Origin of the sequence: Pandoraea sp. PE-S2T-3 (assembly GCF_002179965.1) — a bacterium.
In the GTDB taxonomy this organism is placed as follows: Bacteria; Pseudomonadota; Gammaproteobacteria; order Burkholderiales; family Burkholderiaceae; genus Pandoraea.
This window is the reverse complement of record NZ_NGUQ01000018.1, coordinates 658,216-682,361: the sequence shown is the minus strand read 5'-3', so window position 1 is coordinate 682,361 and position 24,146 is coordinate 658,216. Positions and strand designations below refer to the sequence as shown.

At 64.6% G+C, this 24,146-nt stretch carries 22 protein-coding genes and 1 pseudogene; 14 read left to right on the top strand and 9 right to left on the bottom strand.

What is annotated here, in order from left to right; all coding sequences use genetic code 11:
* Positions 1-133 precede the first annotated feature (133 nt).
* The 3 genes from pcaD to CDV46_RS18530 all read right to left on the bottom strand — a co-directional run bounded on the left by pcaD (position 134) and on the right by CDV46_RS18530 (position 3,400).
* Positions 134-928 carry a 3-oxoadipate enol-lactonase gene (gene pcaD, locus CDV46_RS18540; RefSeq protein ID WP_087690021.1) on the bottom strand — a complete coding sequence of 265 codons (795 nt, stop codon included), beginning with the start codon at positions 926-928 and terminating at the stop codon, positions 134-136.
* 201 nt (positions 929-1,129) lie between these two features.
* Complete coding sequence (locus CDV46_RS18535; RefSeq protein ID WP_140413416.1) at positions 1,130-2,272, bottom strand: DUF3108 domain-containing protein; 1,143 nt, start codon at positions 2,270-2,272, stop codon at positions 1,130-1,132.
* Between the two features lie 195 nt (positions 2,273-2,467).
* Positions 2,468-3,400, bottom strand: coding sequence for an IclR family transcriptional regulator (locus CDV46_RS18530; RefSeq protein ID WP_087724114.1), 933 nt, complete (start codon positions 3,398-3,400; stop codon positions 2,468-2,470).
* Between the two features lie 163 nt (positions 3,401-3,563).
* On the opposite strand from CDV46_RS18530, the gene CDV46_RS18525 reads away from it, so the two are divergent.
* The 6 genes from CDV46_RS18525 (at position 3,564) to CDV46_RS18500 (ending at position 10,449) form a co-directional block, all read left to right on the top strand.
* Entirely contained in the window at positions 3,564-4,550 is a 987-nt protein-coding gene (locus CDV46_RS18525) for a fumarylacetoacetate hydrolase family protein (RefSeq protein ID WP_087724111.1), read from the top strand.
* 281 nt (positions 4,551-4,831) lie between these two features.
* On the top strand, positions 4,832-5,983 hold the full coding sequence (locus CDV46_RS18520; RefSeq protein ID WP_058377028.1) for an ABC transporter substrate-binding protein: 1,152 nt from the start codon (positions 4,832-4,834) through the stop codon (positions 5,981-5,983).
* A gap of 113 nt (positions 5,984-6,096) precedes the next feature.
* Entirely contained in the window at positions 6,097-6,918 is an 822-nt protein-coding gene (locus CDV46_RS18515; RefSeq protein WP_058377029.1) for an enoyl-CoA hydratase/isomerase family protein, read from the top strand.
* A gap of 163 nt (positions 6,919-7,081) precedes the next feature.
* On the top strand, positions 7,082-8,176 hold the full coding sequence (locus CDV46_RS18510) for a PhaM family polyhydroxyalkanoate granule multifunctional regulatory protein (RefSeq protein WP_087724108.1): 1,095 nt from the start codon (positions 7,082-7,084) through the stop codon (positions 8,174-8,176).
* 94 nt (positions 8,177-8,270) lie between these two features.
* On the top strand, positions 8,271-9,572 hold the full coding sequence (locus tag CDV46_RS18505; RefSeq protein WP_087724106.1) for a patatin-like phospholipase family protein: 1,302 nt from the start codon (positions 8,271-8,273) through the stop codon (positions 9,570-9,572).
* A gap of 25 nt (positions 9,573-9,597) precedes the next feature.
* Positions 9,598-10,449, top strand: coding sequence for an AraC family transcriptional regulator (locus CDV46_RS18500; protein ID WP_087724183.1), 852 nt, complete (start codon positions 9,598-9,600; stop codon positions 10,447-10,449).
* 109 nt (positions 10,450-10,558) lie between these two features.
* On the opposite strand, the gene CDV46_RS18495 is transcribed toward CDV46_RS18500, so the two are convergent.
* The 3 genes from CDV46_RS18495 to CDV46_RS18485 all read right to left on the bottom strand — a co-directional run bounded on the left by CDV46_RS18495 (position 10,559) and on the right by CDV46_RS18485 (position 12,610).
* Complete coding sequence (locus tag CDV46_RS18495; RefSeq protein WP_087724104.1) at positions 10,559-11,143, bottom strand: LysE family translocator; 585 nt, start codon at positions 11,141-11,143, stop codon at positions 10,559-10,561.
* Between the two features lie 275 nt (positions 11,144-11,418).
* The gene (locus CDV46_RS18490) at positions 11,419-11,856 is read right to left on the bottom strand and encodes a nuclear transport factor 2 family protein (protein ID WP_087690005.1); all 438 of its coding nucleotides are present in this window, start codon (positions 11,854-11,856) and stop codon (positions 11,419-11,421) included.
* Positions 11,857-12,040: 184 nt separating this feature from the next.
* Positions 12,041-12,610, bottom strand: a complete 570-nt coding sequence (locus CDV46_RS18485; RefSeq protein WP_176399111.1) for a chalcone isomerase family protein — start codon at positions 12,608-12,610, stop codon at positions 12,041-12,043.
* A gap of 702 nt (positions 12,611-13,312) precedes the next feature.
* On the opposite strand from CDV46_RS18485, the gene CDV46_RS18480 reads away from it, so the two are divergent.
* The 3 genes from CDV46_RS18480 (at position 13,313) to CDV46_RS18470 (ending at position 15,788) form a co-directional block, all read left to right on the top strand.
* Entirely contained in the window at positions 13,313-14,197 is an 885-nt protein-coding gene (locus tag CDV46_RS18480) for a ferritin (protein ID WP_087690002.1), read from the top strand.
* A gap of 95 nt (positions 14,198-14,292) precedes the next feature.
* Positions 14,293-14,784: a D-glycero-beta-D-manno-heptose 1-phosphate adenylyltransferase gene (rfaE2, locus tag CDV46_RS18475; RefSeq protein WP_058377036.1), complete on the top strand. Its 492-nt coding sequence runs from the start codon at positions 14,293-14,295 to the stop codon at positions 14,782-14,784.
* Entirely contained in the window at positions 14,781-15,788 is a 1,008-nt protein-coding gene (locus tag CDV46_RS18470; protein ID WP_087724098.1) for an asparaginase, read from the top strand. Before rfaE2 ends, CDV46_RS18470 begins: the two co-directional genes overlap by 4 nt.
* Before the next feature lie 19 nt (positions 15,789-15,807).
* Here CDV46_RS18470 and CDV46_RS18465 read toward each other — a convergent pair whose 3' ends face one another.
* From CDV46_RS18465 to CDV46_RS18455, 3 genes and pseudogenes are all read right to left on the bottom strand, one after another.
* On the bottom strand, positions 15,808-16,752 hold the full coding sequence (locus tag CDV46_RS18465) for a hypothetical protein (protein ID WP_087724096.1): 945 nt from the start codon (positions 16,750-16,752) through the stop codon (positions 15,808-15,810).
* A gap of 82 nt (positions 16,753-16,834) precedes the next feature.
* A pseudogene (locus CDV46_RS18460) lies at positions 16,835-17,830 on the bottom strand (type III pantothenate kinase); the annotation flags it as partial.
* 71 nt (positions 17,831-17,901) lie between these two features.
* Positions 17,902-18,891, bottom strand: a complete 990-nt coding sequence (locus tag CDV46_RS18455; protein WP_176399110.1) for a biotin--[acetyl-CoA-carboxylase] ligase — start codon at positions 18,889-18,891, stop codon at positions 17,902-17,904.
* A gap of 226 nt (positions 18,892-19,117) precedes the next feature.
* Between CDV46_RS18455 and CDV46_RS18450 the strand changes: the two genes are divergently transcribed.
* The 5 genes from CDV46_RS18450 to CDV46_RS18430 are packed head-to-tail and all read left to right on the top strand — an operon-like array spanning position 19,118 to position 24,142.
* Positions 19,118-20,239, top strand: a complete 1,122-nt coding sequence (locus CDV46_RS18450; protein WP_058377041.1) for an MlaE family ABC transporter permease — start codon at positions 19,118-19,120, stop codon at positions 20,237-20,239.
* Complete coding sequence (locus CDV46_RS18445) at positions 20,239-21,171, top strand: ABC transporter ATP-binding protein (protein WP_087689993.1); 933 nt, start codon at positions 20,239-20,241, stop codon at positions 21,169-21,171. The genes CDV46_RS18450 and CDV46_RS18445 overlap by 1 nt, the downstream gene beginning before the upstream one ends.
* On the top strand, positions 21,161-22,120 hold the full coding sequence (locus CDV46_RS18440) for an MlaD family protein (RefSeq protein WP_087689991.1): 960 nt from the start codon (positions 21,161-21,163) through the stop codon (positions 22,118-22,120). The genes CDV46_RS18445 and CDV46_RS18440 overlap by 11 nt, the downstream gene beginning before the upstream one ends.
* 32 nt (positions 22,121-22,152) lie before the next feature.
* Positions 22,153-22,956, top strand: a complete 804-nt coding sequence (locus tag CDV46_RS18435; protein WP_087724181.1) for an ABC-type transport auxiliary lipoprotein family protein — start codon at positions 22,153-22,155, stop codon at positions 22,954-22,956.
* Between the two features lie 13 nt (positions 22,957-22,969).
* Entirely contained in the window at positions 22,970-24,142 is a 1,173-nt protein-coding gene (locus tag CDV46_RS18430) for a VanZ family protein (protein WP_087724090.1), read from the top strand.
* Positions 24,143-24,146: the final 4 nt, after the last annotated feature.

Below are 24,146 nucleotides of genomic sequence, written 5' to 3'. Positions count from 1 at the left end.
GCGACGCGGCGCGATTTCAAGAGGTATGACCCCATGATTCGCTTATCGGCACACCGGCTGACGAATTCAATGGTTTTGGTCCTCCTTATCGACAAGTTCCACAATTTCAGGAAGTCCCCTGCTTTGTGCAGGTTCAAACGTTAGATGCGGCTCCCTGCAAAAACGTTGCAACCGCATTAGTTACTAACTGTTTCTGCTCCACGATCGATAGGTGGGCGGCGTCGGGCACGATCTCCAACTGTGCTCCCGCAATGCCTTCGACGATGCGGCGGGCCACGGCGGGCGGCGTACTCGGGTCGTTTTCACCGACGATGACCAGTGTCGGCAGCGCGATTTCCGACAGGCGTGCCCGCACGTCGAACGCGGCGAGGGCCTCGCACGAGGCGGCAAAGCCTTCCGGGTTGGTATGGGCGACCAGATGGCGAATGCGTTCGGTCACTTCCGGTTCGTGCTTGCGAAAGCGTTTGCCGAGCCAGCGCTCCATCGTGCCGTCGGCCAGCGCCTTCATGCCGCCGTCGCGCGCCTTGACCGCGCGCTCGCGAAAGAGCGCCGCATCTGCCTTGTCGTAGCCCGACGTCGTGTCGATCAGCGTGAGGCTGTCGATGCGCTCGGGGGCGTCCAGCGCAAGCTGCTGCGCGACGGCACCGCCCATCGAGATGCCTACGAAATGCGTACTCGGGATTTCCAGCGAATTGAGCAGGGCGGCCGCGTCGGCGGCCAACTGCGCTATGGTGTAAGGGCCATGCGGCGCGTCGCTCTTGCCGTGGCCGCGGCTGTCGTAGCGCAGGACCCGGAAGTGCGCGGCGAGGGTCGGCACGAGGTCGTCCCAGACCGTGAGGTCCGCCCCCAACGGATGCGCCAGTGTCAGCCAAGGTCCGTGGCCGTCCACCGCGTAATGAAGCGATACGCCGTTAGCACTTACTTTCATCGTGTTCGGCCCTTTATCGTCAATCCCGTGGGATGTTTCTGATTATGTCAGGAACGTTGAACTTATGCTCATCGAATCGTAGCAGTGCGGCAACAGATCGCCCGACAAGCCGCATCAATCCTAGATCACTCGACGATCTAAACACTATTGAGTCGCCAGTTTGGGACGAAGTGTCGCGAATGTCAGGCGAGGTAGGGCGTGTCAGGGCTGCGTCTTCTGCGTGAAGATCAGTTCGAACTCGTTGCCCGACGGCTCGACCTGCCTCACCCGTACGGGCAGCCAGTCGAGCGCCGGGGCGAGCCAGATGTCGACGCGCCGCTCGTCGCCGTTGCGGCGTGGCAGACGCGTGAAGTGGCGGGTTTCGAGATACCCCTGCGGCGTTTGCAGCGTCTCGCTGCCGACGTACTGCACCGGCCACACCTCGCTGCTGTCGGTATCGACGACCGTGAACTCGTGCGTGACGCCGACTTGCGTATAGCGCTCCGGGTTGCCGCGTGCGTAGGCGGCCAACTGCATCATCACGCTGAAGCGATCTTGCGCGCCGGGGGCCAGCGGCACCGACTGGCCCGAGCGCGAGAACGACAGCGTGGGCGTGCCGTCGCGGTGGAAATCGGTGGTGTATTCGGCGCGGCGTCCGCGTTTTTCCACATAACGCGATGGGGCGATGCCGTTGACGTCGTAACCCCCTTCGCTGATGAATTCAAACGTGCCGAAGAAGATGATCGGCACCGCGACGCGCAACTGATAGTGGCCGTTGTTGTTGACCCAATGCAGCTCGCCGGTCTGGTTGCGCACGCCGTTCATGAGGGCGTCGTACGTGAGCGTGACCGACGGCGGCGGGTCGAACTTGTCGCCATTGGCGGCGGCGGCCGTCAGAGCCGGGCCGGGTGGCTGCGGGGCGCTGGCGCCACTGGCCGGCGCGCCGGGCGTGTTGCCTTCGCCGGCTTCGGTCGTGGACGCGGCCTGCGGCCCCGGGGCGTCGGTCGTCTCCGGGGCGGCAAGCGTGTCGGGGCGTGCGGGCGGTGCGCTCGGCTTCGGGCGCGGTTTGGGGGCGGGCTTCGGCTCGGGCGGCGCAGGCGGTGCGGGCGGCGCCACGGGCTTGAGCGGAATCAGCGTGATCGGAATGCTCGGAATCGGCGTGTCGTCGAGTGTCGTGCGATGCACGGCCACCCAGAGGGCGATGAGCACATGCACGGCAAACACTGCCAGCACCACCGAGACCCACAACAGCCAGCGCTTGCGGGGCCGTGCGGGCGGCGTCGGACCGGCCGGTGCCCGGGTGGCGGCGTCGGCAGGGGCATCGGGCGCAGCTTGGCGAGGCGGGCGGTTGGCAGGCAAGGACACGAATCAGTAGGCCAGAACGACGGAATGACGGAATGACGGAACGACGGAACGACGGATAGTCAGGCCGTCAGCATCTCATATTGCGTTGCATCTGGTTCGACCGGCACGCCCGCCTGCGGTTCTGGATGATTACCGTGCGTTCGCCGCCCGCGGTCGCGCCGGTCAGGTTCCAGTCAAGTTCCGGTCAAGTTCCGGTCAAGTCGCAGCCGGGTGCCGGGGCGCGTGCGCCTGTCCGAGATCGGCGGAGAGTTGTTGTGCCAGCGTGCGCAGGGCCGTGTCGATCGGACCGCCCCAACTCGCGTCGAACCGGCTTTCCGGGCCCAGCGCCATGAGGCCCATCACCAACTGTCCGGTCGCGTCGAACACCGGCATGCAGAAGGCATTCACCGACGGCAGCACCGTGCCCTCCACGCGGGCGGCGCGGTGGTCGCGCACATCATCGAGCACCGCATCGTACTGGGCACGTGTGGCAGGCAGATGATGGCGCGACGCGTGTTGCAGCGTGGCCAGCGCGGTATCGATGAGCGGTGCCGTCTGCCGGGTGGGCAGATAGGCGGCAAACAAGCGCCCCGCAGCCGATTCGAGCATCGGCATCACATCGCCCAAGCGCAACGGGACGCGCATCGGGAACGTCGAATCGAGCCAATGGACGACGGTCGGACCGGAATTGCCCCAGACGGCGATGCCCACGGTCTGGTCGATGGCGTCGCGCAATTCCCCCAACGCAAAGCGCGCCGCCTTGAACGCGTCGATGCGGGCCAGATGGGCGAGCCCCATGCGCAGCGAGAACGGGCCGAGGTCGTAGCGTCCGCTCACGGGGTCTTGCACGATGAGGCCGAGCCGCTGGAAGCTCACGAGATAGCGATGTGCCTTGGCCGGATTCATGTCGGCCGCGTGAGCGAGATCGCGCAGCATCATCGCGTTCGAGGCGTCGGTCAGTACCTCGATGAGGCGGAAGCCCACTTCGATCGATTGAATGCCCGAGCGCGCCTTCTCCTCCTCGGGGGCGGCGCTCGCGTCGTCGCCGTGGTCGGCCTGATCGGCGTGATCCGCGTGATCGACGTCGTCGGCAGGGTCGGCAGGGTCGGTGCGTTTGGCGCTACGGGTGTCCGCAGTCTTGGTTTTCATGTCTCTGTTTTCCTCGTCGCGGTGGCTGTGCGAGGCGGCCACCGGTGCTGCCCGCGCGATTTCCCCGGATTTTCGAGGGGCAGCGCGGGCGATGCCCTCAGGTAGAATCGTCGGCTTCACGCGCCATTCTATCGGGCCTGAGACCGCCCGCAGACACCATCACATGAAACTCGCTACCCGTAAGGACGGCACGCGCGACGGTCAACTGATCGTCGTGTCGCGCGATCTGTCGAGCGCCTGCATTGCCGACGCCGTGGCCCCCACGCTGCAACGCGTGCTCGACGACTGGACTTTCTACGCGCCGCAACTGCAAGCGCTGTACGACGCGCTCAATCACCACCGTGCCCGCAACACCTTCGCGTTCGACCCGGCCGACTGCATGGCGCCGCTGCCCCGCGCGTATCAGTGGGCGGACGGTTCGGCCTATGTGAACCACGTCGAACTGGTGCGCAAGGCACGCGGTGCCGAAATGCCACCCGAGTTCTGGACCGACCCGCTCATGTACCAAGGCGGCAGCGACGACTTCATCGGGCCGACGCAAGACATCGTGTGTGCTTCGGAAGACTTCGGCATCGACTTCGAGGCCGAAGTTGCCGTGGTGACCTCCGACGTGCCGATGGGCGCCAGCCCCGCCCGCGCGCTCGAAGGCGTGCGCCTGCTGATGCTGGTCAACGACGTGAGCCTGCGCAACCTGATTCCGGCCGAACTGGCCAAGGGTTTCGGCTTCTTCCAGAGCAAGCCCGCGACGGCGTTCTCGCCGGTCGCCATCACGCCTGACGAACTGGGCGACGCGTGGCGCGGCGGGCGCGTTCATCGTCCGTTGACGGTGAAGTGGAACGACAAGAAGTACGGTGCGCCCGAATGCGGCGAAGACATGGTGTTCGACTTCGGCCAGTTGGTGGCGCACGTGTGCAAGACGCGCAATGCGCGCGCGGGCACCATCGTCGGTTCGGGCACGATCTCGAACAAGGATCGCAGCCGGGGCAGCGCGTGCATTGCCGAGAAGCGCATGCTGGAGACCATCGAGAAGGGTGCGCCCGAGACGCAGTTCATGCGCTATGGCGATCGTGTCCGCATTGAAATGTTCGACGCGCAGGGCAAGTCGATCTTCGGGGCCATCGATCAGGCGGTGGCGCCGCTCGACGAGTAATCGCGGGTTGCCGGTGGCATGCGGGTCGGTGTCGGCGGGTGCTTCAGCGCGCTCGCCGGCCTATCCCGACGCGTCGAAAGTCACCGGCATAGGGTGAACCCGGATATGGCTGGCAATTCTGGCTCCGCTATTCTTTGTCTCCTTGAGTCGGTTCGTACCCCTACCGGGATCACGGGCTGGCTCTGACTTTCGCCGGCGCGGCGCGAGGTGTCCGTCCCGGGCGCTTTACGCAAGAAAACAACACAGCGCGGGCTCGACCAGAATTGGATTGGAGACTTTTCATGCGAAACCCCGTGCGCACTGCACTGCTGGGCGCGATGTTGCTGGCGTTGGCCGGTGGTGCCGCCGCTCAGGTGAAGATCGGCGTGAGCATTTCGCTCACCGGCCCGGCCGCCTCACTCGGCATTCCCGCGCGCAACACCATCACCATGCTGCCGACCGAAATCGGTGGCCAAAAGGTCGACTACATCATTCTGGACGACGCCTCGGACACCACGACCGCCGTCCAGAACACCAAGAAGCTCATCTCCGAGAACCACGTCGACGCCATCATCGGCTCGTCGATCACCCCGAACACGCTGGCCATGCTCGACGTGATCGCCAGCGGCACCACGCCCACGATCTCGCTCGCTTCGTCCGCACGCATCATCGAGCCGGTCGACGCCAAGCGCTACTGGATGTTCAAGACGCCGCAGACCGACGCGCAGATGGCTTCCGCTATTGCTGAGCATGCGAGCCGTCACGGCGTGAAGACGATGGCCTTCATCGGTCAGGGCGACGCGCTGGGTGAAGCGTTCTATGACGAAGTCGCCAAGTTCGCCGCGCTGCAAAAGATCAAGATGGTCGCCAACGAGCGTTTCGCGCGTACCGACCCGAGCGTGACCGGTCAGATCCTGAAGATCATGGCGGCCAACCCTGATGCTGTCGTCGTCGGTGCTGCCGGTACCCCGGCCGCATTGCCGCCCAAGGCACTGGCCGAGCGCGGCTACAAGGGCCTCGTGTACCACAACCACGGCGTGGGCAATAACGACTTCCTGCGCGTTTGCGGCAAGGACTGCAACAACACCTACCTGCCGGCCAGCCCGGTGCTGGTGGCGTCGCAACTGCCGGCCGATCACCCGGCCAAGACCGTCGCCCTCGACTACATCAAGAAGTACGAAGCCAAGTACGGTGCCGGTACCGTGGCGGCGTTCGGTTCGTATGCATGGGATGCGGGCATTCTGCTGCAACGTGCGATTCCGATCGCTGTGCAAAAGGCCAAGCCGGGCACGCCGGAATTCCGCAAGGCACTGCGCGACGCGCTCGAACAGAGCAAGGAAGTGCATGTCACCAATGGCGTGATCAACATGAGCACGACCGATCACCTGGGGCTCGACCAGCGCGCCCGTGTGATGGTCAAGATCGAAAACGGCAAGTGGCTGCTGGCCCAGTGACCGGCGCGCTGACCTGAAAAGCATTGATGACCGTCGGCGGTGCCGGGTTCGCCCGATGCCGTCGTTTTTCCAATCCCCGCCTGTGCGGGGATGTTTTTTTGGAGCGGTAGACCATGTCGCAAGACCCGTATCAACACTACTCGTCGCTGCAATTCAAGCGGCATCCGAACGGCGTGCTCGAAGTCATCATGGGCGCGGGCGCGAACAAGAGCGGCCTGTCGACCGCTGACCATCACATGCATCGCGAACTGGCCGACGTGTGGCGCGATATCGATCGCGATCCCGACACGCGCGCCGTGGTGATTCGCGGGGAAGGCAAGGGTTTTTCCGGCGGCGGCGACCTGTCGCTCGTCGAAGACATGGCCGACAACTTCGACGTGCGTGCCCGGGTGTGGCGCGAGGCGCGCGATCTCGTCTACAACGTGATCAATTGCAGCAAGCCCATCGTCTCGGCGATGCATGGCCCGGCCGTGGGGGCGGGGCTGGTGGCCGGACTGCTGGCGGACATCTCGATTGCGGCAAAGACCGCGCGCATCATCGACGGTCACACGCGTCTGGGCGTGGCGGCGGGGGACCATGCGGCGATCGTCTGGCCGCTGCTGTGCGGCATGGCGAAAGCGAAGTACTACCTGCTGCTGTGCGAGCCCGTGTCCGGCGAAGAGGCCGAGCGCATCGGGCTGGTGTCGTTGACGGTGGACGAAGCCGACCTGTTGCCCAAGGCGTTCGAAGTGGCCGACAAGCTCGCGCGCGGCTCGACCACGGCGATTCGTTGGACCAAGTACGCGCTCAACAACTGGTTGCGCAGCGCGGGGCCATCGTTCGATGCGTCGCTCGCGCTGGAATTCATGGGCTTTGCCGGGCCCGACGTGCGCGAAGGCATCGCGTCCCTGCGCGAGCGCCGTGCGCCCGATTACAGCGGCGATGCACCGTTCTGAATCGGATCGAGCCTGACATACGATTCACGCAGGCTCGGCGTATGATCCATAACAACACGCGGTAAATGCGCGGGCGGCCCGCCTGCCTGCTGGATTTACCTGCTTCATGACCCTGACAGCGCGGTGCAAGTGGTTCTGCCGCCGACCGTGACCGGAGATCAAGATGAGCGATTCGACGAGTGCCATGCCCAACGGCTTCGACATTCTCAAGAAGATGTGGGAGGCGTTCAGTCCGCCTGCGACCTTTACGTCGCCGCTCACGCAGTTGATGCAGAGTGCCGCGCCGCTGCTCGATCCGAACGAGATCGAAAACCGGATTGCCGAAATGCGCGCCGTCGAACAATGGCTCACGCTCAACCTGAACGTGCTGCGCTCGACGATTCAGGCCTTCGAAGTGCAGCGCGCCACCTATGCCACGCTGCGGGCCTTTGGCAATGGTGGGTTCGGCGCCGCACCGTCGGGCGAATCCGCTGGCTTCTCGCAGGCGGCTGCCGGGGCGGCAGGCGCGGAGCAGGCCGCGTCGGCTTTCTCGCAATTCGCACAGGCCGGTGGCAACTTCTGGCGTTCCCCGTTTGCTGGATCGGAACCGGCGCAAGACGTCGAGTCGCAGGCGCACGCACCTGAGCCGGAACCCGAACCGGAACCTGAAGCCGAACCGGAGCCGGCTGAGGCAGCCAACGAACCGCCGCAGGGTGGGCAGGGTGCCGCTGGCGCCGAATCGCCTTTTGCACAGGCGAGCAACGCCTACGGTGCCCTCGACCCGTCGATGTGGTTCAACGCCATGCGTGCGCAGTTCGATCAGATCGCTGCGGCGGCGCAGGCTGCGGGCGTATCGGCCACGCATATGACGGAAGCGGCCGCAGCGCAGATGTCCGAGGCTGCGGCTAGCGCGACGAAGGCAACGCAAGCGGCGACCAAGGCCGCGACTGATGCCGCGACTGATGCCGCTAAGGCAGCCTCGGGGCGCACTGCCTCGGCAGCCGGAAAGACGGCTGGAAAGACGGCCGGAAAGGCTGCGGGCAAGACGGCGGCAAGCAAGTCGTCGAAGCAGACTGCCTCTGCGGGCGGCGCGAAGACTGCGGCCAAGGCACCGGCCAAGTCGGCGAAAGCTGCCAAGTCGACGCCGTCCGCCAAGACCAGCCAAGCGCCGGGCAAAGCACCTCCGGCAGTGAAATCGGCCGAGGCCCGGACGTCGGCCAAGAGCGCCGTCAAGGCACCGGCGAAACGTGCTGGCAAAACCACGCCGTGGGCGTGGTGAGATCGCTTAGACCGCTTAGGCCGCTTAGACCGTGTAGGCGGCATCGGGCAGACACCCACGGCCGGGCGGGATAACAACAACAGGGAGGCACCCCATGATTTCAGGCGAACGCACCGGACTCGTCTTGATGGGGGGCGGCGCGCGCGCCGCGTATCAGGTGGGTGTGCTCGCGGCCATTGCCGCCATCCAGCGCGAAGTACTGCCGTCGCGACGCGCGATCCCTTTTCCGATTGTCTGTGGCACCTCCGCTGGCGCGATCAACGCGGCGGCGCTGGCCTCCCATGCCGACGACTTCCAGCATGGCGTGATGAAGCTCGACGCCGTGTGGCGTCAGTTCCACGCGGGTCAGGTGTTTCGTGCCGACTCGCTTGGCATGGCGGGCACGGGCGCCCGCTGGCTCGCTGCGCTGTCGCTTGGGTGGGCGTTGCGCCGGTCGCCGCGCTCACTGTTCGATTGGTCGCCACTTGCCGAGATGTTGCGCAACGCGATCCGTCTTGAGCGGTTGCCCGAAGTATTCGCTTCCGGGGCGTTATCGGCGTTGTCGGTGACTGCGTTGTCGTATTCGTCGGGCAAGCACGTCACGTTCTATCAGAGCGGTGAGCCGATCCAGCCTTGGAAGCGATCGCTGCGGCTCGCCCGTGCGGTGCCGCTGACTGTCGAACACTTGCTCGCATCGAGTGCGATTCCGTTTCTCTTTCCTGCGATCGAACTCGATCTCGATGGCCAGCCCGAGTATTTCGGTGATGGCTCCATGCGTCAGATCGCCCCGCTCAGTCCGCCGATTCATCTGGGCGCGACGCGCATCCTGATCATCGGTGCGGCGCATGGGCAGTATGGTCTCGACAGTAGCGGCGAGCGCATCGCGGGTTATCCGAGTCTCGCGCAGATCGGCGGTCAGGCGCTCGCGAGCGTGTTCATCGACGGGTTGTCAGCCGATCTCGAACGTCTGCAACACATCAACAACGTGCTGCGGCACGTGCCGGCGGCGCAGCGCGAATCGAGTGGTTGGCGGCCGATAGAGACGCTGGTGATTTCGCCGAGTCAGCGGCTCGAACCGATTGCGTCGCGGCATCTGCAACAATTGCCGCGGGCCGTGCGCACCATGCTGGGCGCGATTGGCGCGGATGAGGCGCGTGGCGCGGCGTTCGCGAGTTATCTGCTGTTCGAATCGTCTTACACGCAGGAGTTGATCGCCTTGGGCGAGGCCGATGCTTACGCACAGCGCGACGCCATCGCGGCGTGGCTGGTGGCCGAAGCCGACGGCACGAGCCCGCTCGACAGCGTGGAAGCGGGGGCTGTGGGCAGCGTCGATATGTCGGCTAACTCATCGATGGCATCGATGTCGCCCACGTCCGCCGATGCTGATCAACCTGCCGTGGGCGGCGACGCCGCATGAAGGTTTTACCGAACTGACGACACCTATGTCTCGAGCTACCGTTCCTTGCCCGTATCCGTCGACGTTCTGGCGCGATCCGGCGTTGCCATTCATTGAAGCGCGCGAAGTGCTCGACGGGCGGCGTGTCTGCTATGCGTTGCATAGCCACGAAACGTTCTCGATCGGCGTAGTGACGGGCGGGCGCAGTACCTACCTCAATGGCCGCGCGCGCGAGACCGTGGGTGAAGGCAGTGTCGTGGTGATGAACCCCGATGCCGTGCATGCCTGCAATCCCGTGGGGGATGAGGCGTGGGCGTATCGCATGTTGTTTGTCGACACCGCGTGGCTGGGCGCATTGCAGCGCGAGCTGGGCTTTGGCGACGGACAGGATCTGCATCTGTTCGATCCGTTGTCGTCGACCGACGCCACGTTGTACGCCGGCCTGAACCGGCTTTACGACGTTTGCAGCGATCCGGCGAGCGAGCAACTGGCGCGCGAGAGCGTCGTGCAACAGTTTTTCGTCGATGCACATGAGCGGTTGAACCCGGCGCCACGGGCGATGCGGGACGATCCGCGCAAATTACGCGAAGCGGCCGAATTCATCCGGGCGCATTGCCGTGAGGCGTTGACGCTCGCGCAAATCTGCGAGGCGGCGGGGTTGTCGGCGTCGTATCTGACGCGCGCATTTCGGGCCCAGTACGGGCTCACGCCGCATGCGTTCGTGATGAATCAGCGCATTCAATATGCGCGGGCCCGGTTGCGTCGCGGGCATGCGATAGCGGAGGTTGCGCTCGATGCGGGCTTTGCCGATCAGGCGCATTTTCAGCGTACGTTCAAGCAACTGCTGGCAGCGACCCCGGGGCACTACCGGGCGTCAGAGGCACGTCGGGTGGCATAGCGTTGCATAGCGAGGCTTGTCGCTCGCTCATCTCCCGCCCATCCCTCTCTTATCCCCCACTTATCGCCGAATAACGCGATCCCCCTTCCTCCCTTCCCCTTTCATGCGGCTAGCTTGCCACGAGATACACCGCGCTTGCGGCGAGCAATGCGGCCATGACGCGATTGAGTCGTCGTACGCGGCGCGCGTCGCGCATATGTTGTCGGAGCATGGCACCGGCGACGGCCCAGCATGCGACGGAAAGCCAGCACACGACGAAGTAGATGGCGGCGAACTGCCAGATGCGGGTGGGTTCACCGGCGGTGTACGCCCCCATGCCTGCCAATGAGGCGAGCCATGCTTTGGGGTTGAGCCATTGCATGATTGCGCCGTGGAGCATCGTGGGGCAGCGTTGTGGGTTGGCGTCGCCCAACTCGCCGTCGTCGCGTGCGAGCTTGTAGGCCATGTAGAGCAAAAATGCGACCCCGAACCATTGGATGGCTTGCATCAGGGCGGGCATGCGTTGCAGCAGTTCGTAGACGCCAAACCCCACGCTGACGAGCAGGATGATGAAGCCGACTGTGGCACCGGTCACATGGCGAAGGCTGGGCAAAAGGCCGAAGCGGGCGCCTGAGCCGAGTGCGACCACGTTGACGGGCCCGGGGGTGATGGAGGCGGCGAGCGCGAAGGCGGCCATGGAATAGAAGAGTGTCATTGGGGACCTTGAGCGAAAGCGTAGAGGTTCCGAATGTAGGCGGGGGAGGGGGGCGTGTATTGCAGAAAACTGCCCATGTTGCAGAAGAGGAAAGCGCCCCGATGTAGTTTGGGCAAACGCGGGAACGGACCCAAGGTCCTCCCCGAGGCGAGTTGAACACTGTCTGAGCAGCGGGGAGGGCCTTGGGTCTGTTCTGGGGGGAGGTGTTCTGCGGCGTGGGCTGTGGCGTGGGAGGACGACCGAAGTGGCGTGAGGTGAGGTGAGGCGGTGGGATGTCAGGGCAGCAGCCGTTGCCGCAGCCAAGCGAGCAAACGTCCCATGACGGGCAGTTTCGCGTAGATGTCTTCGGTGGCGTCCCAGTAGTCGCGTTGGTAGGCGATACGCCCATCCACGGCGAGTCGCAGGTGGGACGCCCCGTGAATCACCTGTTCGTCATCGATCCAGCGTTTGGCGTGAAAGTGAAGATTCCAGACGAGGAGTGCCTGATTGTGCTGAAGCAGCGTTGCGGTGATTTCGAAACGGGGAACATCGACGCGTTCGAACAGGCGATCGAAAAGCGCGGCAAGTTCTGCTGCACTGCGCACTTCATGCAGCGGACTCTTGAAATAGACCGTCGGCGTGTAGAACTCGCCGAGGTTGGCGACGCTTTGCCGCGTGAGAGTTTCGATGTAACGCGTCAGGCGGGTGAGCGCAGCAGCATGATCGATGTCCATGGCACGGTCTCGCGTGGGGTGCGCCAGCGGCGCGCATAGCGCAGGGGGCCTTGCCATAAGTTACCAGCCGGGGTTGTGGTGTGCACCGCGCCGGTGCGTCGGCGTGGCGCGGATGCGACAGTGTCCGGTGGTCCCGCACTGGCATCGGAACGTGTCAATGCGCGCCATCGCGCTTCGATGCCGGTCAGTGCGCGTCGCTGATCAGGTCTGCACGCAGGTCCGGTGCACTCGTGCGCGGGTCGAGCCAGATCGCGAAAAAGGCACGTCCGAAGGCGTCGCCGGTGATCTGACCGATGGGTTTTCCGTCCGAGAAGAACCGCGTACCGTCGCCCGGCCGGTAGACGCCCGTCAGGTGTTGTCCTTCCGACACATCGGGGAGGATGCGCGCGAGCTCATCTGCCCAACGCTGTCGCTCGGATTCCGTCGCCATTTGCAGCTTCGTCATTTCGATGAGCGTGCGCTGCACCAGCGTATGCGACTTGAAGCTGCGGGCGTAGCGCAGGTCGAGCACCAGGGGATGCGTGCCCCAGTTCGCGCTGACGCGATCGGCGACCGAGAAGAGTTCGGCGTCGTAAAGATGAAATCCCATGCGGGTGAACGAGCCGTGACCGACCAAGTGCGCTGCCGGCACTTCTTGCGAGGCCAGTTGCACGGCATCGAACGCGTGGGCGCTCGGGGCCGCCGCAGCAGCGGACGCTACGGCGAAGAGGCATGCGGCGCGCAGCCACACTGCCAAAGCAGGACGAGTTGCCATGCTCGGCTCCTTTCCGGTCCAAGGATCCAGTCGAGTTGGTGGGCCCGTCGGCAGCGTGCGAGTCGTTCGCTCGATACGCCGGCCGGTACAACTTGTTGCGTGAATGCGACCAAGAGTCCTCTTCGCCATCGGGGGCCGCGTCGTCAGACGCCGCAGTTACCGCTCCCCGGTCGGGTTCACAAGCACGGAACGACTGCTTTCAGCCTAGACCATGCTGCGTGCGGTGCTGAGCCCCATTGCACAAGGACAAACCCTGACGCATCGCGGTGGGCAATGACTTCTTTTCGCCCACCATTTGCAGTGGACCGACGGCCTTGCCGGTAGGTTGGCAATGTGTCGTGCCGGACGCCCTCTGCCCCTTGATCTTAGGGGGTGTGCGTGACATTTTGACCGTCGTCAAAATTACGCCGCATTACCGTCATGTGAGGCGCCGCGCGTACGGTTTTGAAAGGCTTTTATGTTATGATTCAAGAGTTTGCCCATATTTTAGTAGGGTCGCTCTAGCCATATCGCCAGGACGCGGCCAAGTTACAGGCGCTTCATCGCCGTCCTTCAGCGACGGCAGGGGTTCAAGACGTGAAGCCGGACGGCGGGGGCCGTTCGTGTCGCGGTCACCGTTTTGTCTGTCGAAATTCGGCGTAAACTTTCACAATACTATCTTGAGTCCTGGTGTAAGGTCTCGCGACCTTGGGGGTAATTGAAATGAACGAAATGCTGTATCCCGAACTGTACAAGTCGCTGGAAGCAGTGCGTTGGAACATGGAGAAGGACATTCCGTGGGACAAGTTCGACGCGAGCCAACTCACCGACGATCAGGCGCGCACCATCAAGATGAATGCCATCACGGAATGGGCGGCACTGCCGGCCACCGAGATGTTCCTGCGCGACAATCGCGACGATAGCGATTTCTCCGCCTTCATGAGCGTGTGGTTCTTCGAAGAGCAGAAGCACTCGCTGGTGCTCATGGAATACCTGCGTCGTTTCCGCCCGGACCTCGTGCCGAGCGAAGCCGAGTTGCACGCCGTGCGTTTCCCGTTCGACCCGGCGCCGCCGCTCGAAACGCTGATGCTGCACTTCTGCGGCGAAATTCGCCTGAACCACTGGTACCGCCGTGCTGCCGAATGGCACACCGAGCCGGTGATCAAGGCCATCTACGAAATCATCTCGCGTGACGAAGCCCGTCATGGCGGCGCGTACCTGCGCTACATGAAGAAGGCACTGACGAGCTTTGGCGATAACGCACGTGCCGCGTTCGCCAAGATCGGCGTGCTGATGGCGTCGGCGCGCCGCACCGAAAAGCCGCTGCACCCGACCAACCTCCACGTGAACAAGGACCTGTTCCCGAACGACACGGTGCAATCGCGCCTGCCGGAACCGGAATGGCTTGAGCACTGGCTCGACGAACAGATCAAGTTCGACGACAGCTGGGAAAAGAAGGTGGTCGAGCGCATTCTGCACAACATGTCGCTGCTGTTCGAGCGCACGTTTGCGACCGCGACGGATCTGAACCGCTATCGCAAGGAAATCACCTCGCGTCTGGCGGCAGTGACGACGCCGGCAGCACCGGCTGTTGCGACTCCGTCGTAATCTTCGGCATTGCGCAAAAAAAGGGGCTTCGGCCCCTTTTTTGTTGCCTGCGGACGACCGTGGGACAATACCGCGTTCACTTTTGACAGACAGTCATGCAACTCGCACAAGCTCCCGATTTCGAGGCGAAAGTCCTCACGCGTGATGCCCTCGTGGCACTCGCCCCCCGACTGCCGCGTCCGCTGGTATTCACCAACGGCGTGTTCGACATCCTGCATCGTGGTCACGTCACCTACCTCGCACAAGCGCGGGCTCTGGGTGCCTGCCTGATCGTTGCCGTGAATACCGACGTGTCCGTGCGCACGCTCGGCAAGGGCGACGACCGTCCCATCAACAACGAGAACGACCGGGCGGCACTCCTTGCTGCCTTGCAGAGTGTCGACTATGTGGTGACGTTTGGTGAATCGACGCCTGAAGCGCTGATCGCTGCCGTGCGCCCCGACATTCTCGTCAAGGGCGGCGACTACGACATGGACAAGCTGCCCGAATCGGCGCTGGTGCGCGGCTGGGGCGGCAAGGCGGTGGCCATTCCGTTCGAACATCAACGCTCGACGACGGCACTGCTCAAGAAGGTTCGACAATCATGAGTCTGGCACCGCTGGTAGAAGTCACACGCGGCGCGAACGGCATCGATACCGTCGAGTGCATTCATTACGGTGCCGTCGCCGTGGTCGACGCGACAGGCCAGTTGCGCTATGCCGCAGGCGATCCGTCGTTTCTCACCTTCTCCCGTTCGACGCTCAAGCCGTTTCAGGCGCTGCCGTTCGTGGAGGGCGATGGCGTGGCGCATTTCGGGTTGACGCAGCCCGAACTGGCGTTGCTGTGCGCGAGTCACTCAGGCGAGGCGTTCCACGTCGAGGGTGTCAAAAGCCTGCTCGCCAAGGCCGGTTGCGATGAACACCATCTGCAATGCGGCTGCCATACCCCGACCTTCTATTCCGCCACTGGCAAGCGTGCGCCGGCCGATCTGAAGCCGACGGCGCTGCATCACAACTGTTCGGGCAAGCACGCCGGGTTTCTGGCGTATTGCGCGCAACATGGTTTGCCGTTGGAGACGTATCTCGATCCCGCGCACCCGTTGCAGAAGGCGATCCGGGCGCGTGTCGGCGATGTGGTCGGTGTGTCGGGAGATGCGTTGCCGCTGGGTATCGACGGCTGCTCTGCACCGAACTATGCGTTGCCGCTTGAGAAGCTGGCGGCAGCCTACGCCAAGTTGTCGGCAAGCGACGATGCGGCGCTGTCGACGTTGTTCGCGGCGATGACGCAGCAACCGCAGATGGTGTCCGGCACGGCGCGCAACGATCTGGCGTTCATGCAGATGGCACCGGGTGACTGGGTGGCGAAGATCGGCGCGGATGGCGTGCAGACCATTGGTGTGCGCTCAGCCGGTCTGGGCATCGCCATCAAGGTGGTCGATGGCAACATGCGCGCGCTTTACACCGCAGCGGTCGCGGTGCTCAAGGCGCTTGGGCTTGTCGACGCGCCGGAAAACACCGGCCTCGCGCCGTGGGTCGAACCGACCATCAAGAACGCGCGCGGTGTCCAGACGGGCGTTGTGCGTCCGGTGGTGCAGCTCAAGCGCGTGGGTTGAAGTTTCCGGCGAATTACGCTCAGTGTGTTCCCGCAGGCGGGCTGCCTGCGGGGGCCGGACACGCCTTGACCAATTGTGCGGTCCACTGCTGCGTCACCACACCGCGAATCTGCGCGGCCGCATTCGCGTTGATGCCGCCAATCCGGTAGACGATCCGGCTCTTCGCGTTCGGCCGCTCGCTCAGTTGCGGCGTGATTCCCTTCTTCTGCGCCATCGCCATCAGGCGCACCGCGCGCTCGCGATCGTTGAACAGGCCAAGCGAGACGACCAGATTTGAGCCGTCACCGTTGAGCAGCGAGTATTCGGTCACGCCCACCGAGCGCAGCAGCGCGACTTGCTTGTCTACCGCGGCCTTGTTCGGCACAGGATCCAGATGCACCCAGTAGCGTTTGTCGACGGCGACGGACTGTATGTCGCCCTGACCTGACGGGAGTGCCGCGAGCAACAGGCCGCGCGCCTGCTGTGCATCGTCGGCTGCGAACGGACCCACGTCCAGACACGTCGAGGCGGCCGCTGCCGCCGCAGCCTGTGATGCCGCTGCCGCGTCTCCCGAGACCGCTGCGGGTGCAGTGGCTGCGATCGCCTGACTCGCCGCGACATCGACGGCAGAGGGGGTGGACGGTGCCGACGGTGCCGATGGTGCCGAGGCGGCGCTGGCTGGCGCTCCGGCGCTCACACCCGCACTCGCGTCGCTTGCGCTGCCCTTATTGGTATTGCCCGCCGCAGACGTCGCTGACGAATCAGCACCGCCAGCGGCATTGCCCGGTTTGACCGCGACGACCGTCTCACCGCTGATCTGTGCGCCCGCGAGGCGAATGCGCTCCGGCTCCAGTTGTTGCGTGATACGCGTTGGCTCGCGTCCCGTGGTGGGCAGAATGTCTCGCCACTTGAGCCATCCGAATTGCACGGCAGCCAGTGCCGCGTTGGCGGCCAGAAACATGATCAGCAGCAGCGCACGCAACATCTCAGGCACCTCCCGGCGCGCGTCGGTTTTCGCGCGAGTCTTGTGGGGTCACATTGGCTGGCGAGTGCGCCGAACCGGCGAGCAATGCCGCGTCGGCCGCCGCACGAATCGCGACCTCGTAGAGCCCCGCAGGCACCAGTTGATCGTGTTCGGTGAAGGGCAGGGTGAGTGTCTGCGCCAGCGCCTGACGCGCGCCGCCGGACAGCACACACCGCACCGGTGCGCCGAGTCGGGCTTGCAGTTGCGCGTGATTTCGTTCGACGAGGCCTGCTTGCGCGGCAAGGCATCCGCGCAGAATCGCGTCGGTCGTGTTGCGTGCGAAGTCTTGGCCACCGCTCGGCATAGTCGCGTCCAGAGTCGGCAACTGGGCAGTGCCCTGCCCGAGCGAGCGCAGCATCAGCGCCGGCCCCGGAGCGATCAGGCCGCCGAGATAGTCGCCGTCGGCACGCAAGGCCTCGACGGTCGTTGCCGTGCCCAGCGTGACGATCAGCAGATGTTCCCCCGGCCACGCGGCGTGCGCGCCAATCAGACTGGCCCAGCGGTCACTGCCCAACTGCGCCGGCGTGTCGTAACCGTTGCGCACCCCGGCGCGCGCTTCGCTCGCATGCAAGACCTGTAGCCAGTCTGACGACGCCATCCCCCACAGCGTTTGCAGCGTCATGCGCACGGCCTGTTCGGCCGCGTCGCCGGCGACATTGGTCAGCCACACGCCAGCCGGTTCCGGACAGATGAAGCCCTCGTCCTGCCCGCCCTGACCGATGGCGAGCGGGGCAGTGTTGGGAGCGAAATGAGGGGCGTCCGATGTGCTGGCGGTTTTGCTGCCCGACGTGCTGCCGGATGTGCTGCCCGATGTGCCGCGCGCCAATGCCGACCACCCGGCGCGAATTTGCGTGGCGAGCGTGCGCCACTCGGCGTGGTCGACGGCACCGCTGGCGAGAAACGCCGGTGAGGCGGCTCGCCAGTCGTTCGGACGCTCCGCGGGTGCGAGCGCCCACTTGATTCGGCTATTACCGGCGTCGACCAGCAGCCACGGGGCTTTCGCCAAGATGCTTGCGGGCGTAGACGACGGCGTCTGCATCGCCGCCGCTGTCGCTTTCGCCGCTGTCGTCGCCATCGGCGTCGCGGAGGCCTCGGCCGGCTTCGATGCGTTCATCGGCGGCTTCCTCGCAAGGCTGACGGTGCATCGGCATCGGCACCGGTAGCGGCATCGGTAGATGAATTCACGAGTCGCACGGAGACCTCGCCGCTGGCGATGACGCGTTCGCCGCCATCGGTCGCCACGCGCAGGCAGCCCTGCGTATCGACACCCAGTGCAACGCCGTGCAGCAGATCGCGTCCGTGTTCGATGACCCGAATCGAAGCGCCGCTGTATGCGTGCATGGCTTCCCAAGCTTCACGGAAAGCACTGAAACCCTGTTCGCCGAAACGCTCGAGCATGACGGCAAGCCGCTGAATCAGCGCGGCGAGCACCGAGGTCATGTCGGGTGCCGGAAGAATCGATTCGAGGGCGGCGGGCGGTGTGGCAGGAATGGCAGGGATGGCCGTGGAGGCTGGCACATGGCTCGATGCGGCACCGGTCTTGTCGTCCGAAGTTGCCAAGGCACCATCGATGCGCGCGGCGACGTCGCCGGCCTGGCGCAGATTGACGCCGATGCCGATGACGACGCCGATGCGTCCCGGGCCTGCGGGGACGGTTTCGATCAGAATGCCGGCGAGTTTGCCGCCGCGAAGCAGCACGTCGTTGGGCCACTTCAGGCCGAGCGCTTGCGGCGCCGACAACGGCAGGTCCGATAAGCCCTCGACAACCGCGACGCCTGTCGCCAGCGACAATCCGGCCAATTCGGCGGGGCCGCCGGGCAAGACATAGGCGAGTGAGAACGTCAGGCTATCGCCGGGCAAGCTCTGCCATGCGCGTCCGCGCTGGCCGCGCCCGGCGGTCTGGACCATGGCGGCACGCACGACCGGGGCGCACGAGGCGTCTTCGCGCAGCCGGGAGAGCAGGTCCAGATTGGTGGAGCCGGTGCTCTCGACCACTTCGATTTGCCAATCGCGGCAGGCCGCGCCAAGGCGCGCTCGGACGCCGTCCCGATCAAGACGGCGGCTGGCAATGTCGGTGGCATGGATGGCGGCTTTATTCATGGCTGCTATTGTAACGGCGGGGCTTGCGCCGCGCCGCAGTGCCCTGCAACCACGGGCATTTTTCGGCATCATCCGAGTCCAAACTCGGCCGATTCCGGCACGTTTTCGGCCGCCGTCGGGTTGCCTTCGCCCGGTAGCGCCTGTACCGTACAATGACCGCGTTTTGCCGGATTCCGCCCGGTCCTGTTTGGTCCTGTTTGGTCCTGTTGTCAGGAGACCCCCAGTTTTGAATCTCGATGCCGTGCCCACCCTGGAGCTGTCCCCCTCGCCGCAAGGCCCGGTGGTGATGCTGCGCGGGCTGTGGACAGCGCTTGCGCTCTCACAGCGCAAGAAGATGTTGCTCCAACTCGTCCATGCGCTGCCCAGTGGCGAACTCGCGTGGGATCTCACCTGCGTCGAGCGTCTCGATCACGTGGGGGCACAGGCGTTGTGGCGGTACTGGAATCGCCGCTTCCCCAAGCAGATCGCGCTCACGCCAACGCAGCGCGCGCTCTTCGACCACCTCGCCGAATTCGATCGGACGCGGCAGAGCCCGGTGCCGACACGCTATGTCGATCCGGTCAGCCGGTTGGGCTATTCGCTGTTTTCACTTGGCGATCACCTGCGCGGCGGTATTTCGATGTTTGGCCGGTTCGTCATCGACCTTGGGCGCGTGGTGCGGCACCCGATGCGCGCGCCGTGGCTCGAGATGTCCGCCAATATCTACAGTGCCGGGGCCAAGGCGCTCGGCATTACGGCACTGGTGGCGTTCCTGATCGGCATCGTGCTGTCGTACCTCTCGGCGCAACAACTCAAGCTATATGGTGCGAGCACGTTCATCGTGAACATCCTCGGCCTGTCGGTGATTCGCGAGCTGGGGCCGGTGCTCTCGGCCATTCTGGTGGCGGGGCGCTCGGGCTCGGCGATTACGGCGCAACTCGGTGTCATGCGCGTGACCGAAGAGCTCGATGCCATGCGCGTGATGGACATCTCGCATAGCCTTCGCCTCATCTTGCCCAAGGTCATTGCGCTGGCGATTGCGATGCCGTTGCTGGTCATGTGGACGAACGTCGTCGCGCTGCTCGGCGGTGCACTGGCCGCCAAGTACGAACTCGGGATCGGCCTGCACTACTTCTTCACGACGCTGCCTAACGCCGTACGTATCGCCAACCTCTGGATCGGTCTTGGCAAGGGCGTGGTGTTCGGGATGTTGATCGCGCTGGTCGCGTGCCACTTCGGCATGCGCGTCAAACCGAATACGCAGAGTCTGGGCGAGGGCACAACGCAGTCGGTGGTGACATCGATCACGGTGGTGATTCTTGCCGACGCGGTGTTCGCGATTCTGTTTCGCAACGTGGGGATCGGCTGATGAGCGAATCCACGATCCACGATCTCTCGAAGGCGCCGGGCGCCGGCGCGACGGAACTGTCCGATGTGGCACGCCCCGGCACGGCGGGCTGCCCGCCGGTCGCTGCGACATTGGCGGGCGACGCCGAGCCTGTCATCGAAGTGCGCGATCTGACGAAGCGCTATGGCACGCATACGATTCACGAGCATCTCGATCTGACCGTGCGCCAAAGCGAAATCATCGCGCTGGTGGGTGGTTCAGGGTCGGGGAAAACGACGCTGATCCGTCAGATCATCGGGCTCGAAGCGCCGACCAGTGGTCATATCAGCGTCTTCGGTCACGACATCACGATGATCGACCGGCGTACGGCGCATTTGCTGCGCCGTCGTTCGGGCATGTTGTTCCAGCGTGGTGCCCTGTTCTCGGCGATGACGGTGTTCGACAACATCGCGCAGCCGCTGCGTGAACTGCATACGTTGTCGGAAGATCTGATTCGCGATGTGGTGATGTACAAGCTCGAGATGGCCGGCTTGTCGGGGCGCATGGCGAACCGCATGCCGTCGGAGTTATCGGGCGGGATGATCAAGCGGGTCGGCATCGCGCGCGCGATTGCGCTGGAGCCTGAGCTGCTGTTTCTCGACGAGCCGACGGCCGGGCTCGATCCGCAGGCATCGGACGAATTCGTCGACATGATTCGCGGCCTGCACCGCTCGCTGGGCCTGACCGTGGTGATGGTCACGCACGATCTCGATACGGTGATGATGCTCGCGACGCGGGTGGCCGTGCTGGCCGATCGCAAGGTGCTCATTAATGCGCCTGTCGAAGATGTGGTGCGCGTCGATCACCCCTTCATTCACAGCTTCTTCCTCGGTGAGCGCGGCAGACGCGCGTTGCTGGCCTTGCCCGCTGCGCGGCGTCACAAGATTTCGGAGTTACTCGACGATGGAAAATAAATCGCACGCCTTTATGGCGGGCCTGTTCACGCTGGTATTGCTCACAGCGGTCGCGGCGGCCGTGTACTGGTTCAATCGCGACAATCGTGTGCGCGTGCCTTACGACCTGGTCTCCCGAACCAACGTGAACGGCCTGAATCCCGAGTCTGCTGTTCGCTATCGCGGTCTGGCCGTGGGCAAGGTGGATTCGATCAAGTTCGATCCGCGTACGCCGGGTCAAATCCTGATTCGCATTCTCGTGAACGAAGGCACGCCGATGACCAAGTCGACGTACGCCACGCTGAGCTATCAGGGCGTGACGGGGCTGGCTTTCGTGCAACTCGACGACGATGGCCGCGACCGCACGTTGCTGCCGTCCTCGGAGACGCAGGTCGCCCAGTTGCGGTTGCGTCCAAGTTTTATCGATGAATTGCAGAATCGCGGCAACACCCTCGTGCGTCAGCTTGAGCAGGCGAGTTCGTCGGTCAATCAATTGCTGTCTGCCGACAATCGTCAGGCCGTGATCGACTCGGTCAACAGTGTGAAGATGGCCGCGCAGAGCGTGAATCGCGTTGCGCAACAGCTGGAACCGGTGACCAAGCAACTGCCCGAGACCGTGCGTGAGCTGAACGGCACGCTGGCCGGCGCGAACAAGCTTGCGGGTCAACTGACCGACCCGCAGGGCCCGCTGGTGCGCAATCTCGATAGTGTGGGACGCGCGGCCGATCAGGCGGCGTCGAGCCTCGCCGCATTCCAGGCGACGACGCAGACCTTCGAGGGCTCGCTGCAACAAGAGGCGTTGCCACGGTTGAATACGCTGTCCGATGATCTGCGCACGACGACGCAGGCCGTGGGACAGGCTGCCGAGACGATCAATCGCAATCCGCGCGCGCTGCTCTTCGGCACGTCGCCGCCACCGCCCGGACCGGGTGAGTCGGGCTTCGCGTGGCCCGGTGGAGCGGGCCGATGAGAGGCGCGACCGAATTGCAAAAGGATACCGACATGATTGAATCCATTCGTGGCGCCCTGCGCGCGCTACTGCTCGCCGCAGGTACGGCGGCGCTCGTGGCCGGGTGTGCAACGAGTACACCGTCCGGCGCATTGGCTCGCTACGATCTCGGTCCGCCGACGATGCCAGCGGCATCATCGACATCAGCGGCATCCGGGGCTTCAACGGGGACGCCCGACATCTCCAACACGGCAAATGCCGCTGCATCGGCTGCATCGGGTGCCGCGCGCCTGTCGCCGCTCAAGGTCGTCGTCAACGCGCCGAACTGGCTGGACTCCGATTTGATCTATTACCGCTTGCCGGCCAGCGATGGCGATCAGGCACGTGTCTACGCCAACAGCCGTTGGCTCGCGTCACCGGCCCGGTTGTTCGGTGACCGGCTGCGTGTCGCGCTCGCGGTCGACAGACCGGTGCTGGCCGCAGGCGATCCGACGGCGGCACCTGCATTGCGCGTTGAACTCGACGAATTCGCGCAGTACTTCGACAGTGCGTCGACCAGCCACGGTGTGGTGCAGATTCGAGCGACGTTGTTCGACGGGCCGAAGCTGCTGGCGCAAACGACGCTGCGCGCACAGGCTCCTGCGGCCACGGCCGATGCAGCAGGTGGCGCCCGCGCACTGGCGGCAGCAAGCGATGCGGTGCAGACGCAACTGATTCAGTGGCTGGCTGGCCGAGTGCCGACGCCGGCGCCGTCGACCACGACGCGATCGGCACCTGCATCGCGTGCAGTCCCTGCCACGGCACCGCGATCGGACGCCGCGCCGGATGCCTCGCCGCTGTCGGCGGCCACGCGCTAGCGCCCCAGCGTCAATGCCCGAGCCGGACATCAAACCCTGGCAACGACGTGCCTCGCCGCTCACGCGTCAGGCGCTGCTTTGCCTGATCTTGCTCATCGCGTACGCGAGCTTGTATCCGTTCGAATTTCAGCGTGCGGTGGTCGGCCCGTTCGACTATCTGTTCGCGCCGTTGCCACGCTGGATGACGATGTTCGATGTCGTCACCAATGTGCTGGGTTATATCCCGCTCGGCATGCTCACGGTGCTGGCGTTGCATCCTGCGTGGCGCGGCACGCGCGCGGTCTTCGCGGCGTTTTTGCTTGGCACACTGCTGTCGGGCGGTATGGAAGCGTTGCAAACGTATTTGCCCACACGCGTGGCGTCGAACGTCGATCTTGCGACGAATGCGCTGGGGGCACTGATCGGCGGTGCGCTCGCGGTTCCGCTCACGAGCCCGTTGCTCGATCGCGGCTGGCTGCGGCATCTGCGCTTCGCATGGTTTGAGCGGCACGCGAGCGTGTTGCTCGTGCTGCTGGCCTTGTGGCCGTGGGCGCAGGCATATCCGCAGCAGTTTCTCTTCGGCGACGGCGATCTGGTGCGTCAGATCTGGCTCTGGCAAGACCCGGATATCACCGATCTCGTTCTGGATTGGGTGCCGCATCTCGGTCAGTTGCAGGACTACCTCTCGGCACTCGACGCCGTGGCGAGTCATGCGCTGTGGGAGACCGTGGTCACTGCCAGCGGCACCATTCTGGCCGGGCTGCTCGCGACGCTGGCCATGCGGCGCGGGGCACCGCGTGTGCCGCTGCTTTGCGCGATGTTCATCAGCGCGTTCGCCATCAAGGCCGCTGCTTCGGCGTGGCAGTTTTCGCCCGCACAGGCGTTCGATTGGGTGACGACCGGCGCGATCTATGGGCTCGTTGTCGGCACCCTCGTGTTGATGGTGGCGGCACGCGGGCCGCGCGTGTTGCGCGGGGCCGTGGCGCTGGCGGCGCTGATCGTTCTGCTGGTTTTCGTGAACCTGTTGCCCGCCAACCCGTACTACGAGGCGGCGTTGCAGTCGTGGCGGCAGGGCCGCTATGTGCACTTCAACGTGTTGGCGCGCTGGCTCGCGTGGACGTGGCCGTATCTGGTGCTGATCTACCTGCTGGCGATGTTCGATCCGAGCCATCGCGGGCCGGCGCGCACCACCGGGAAGGTCGGTTAGAATG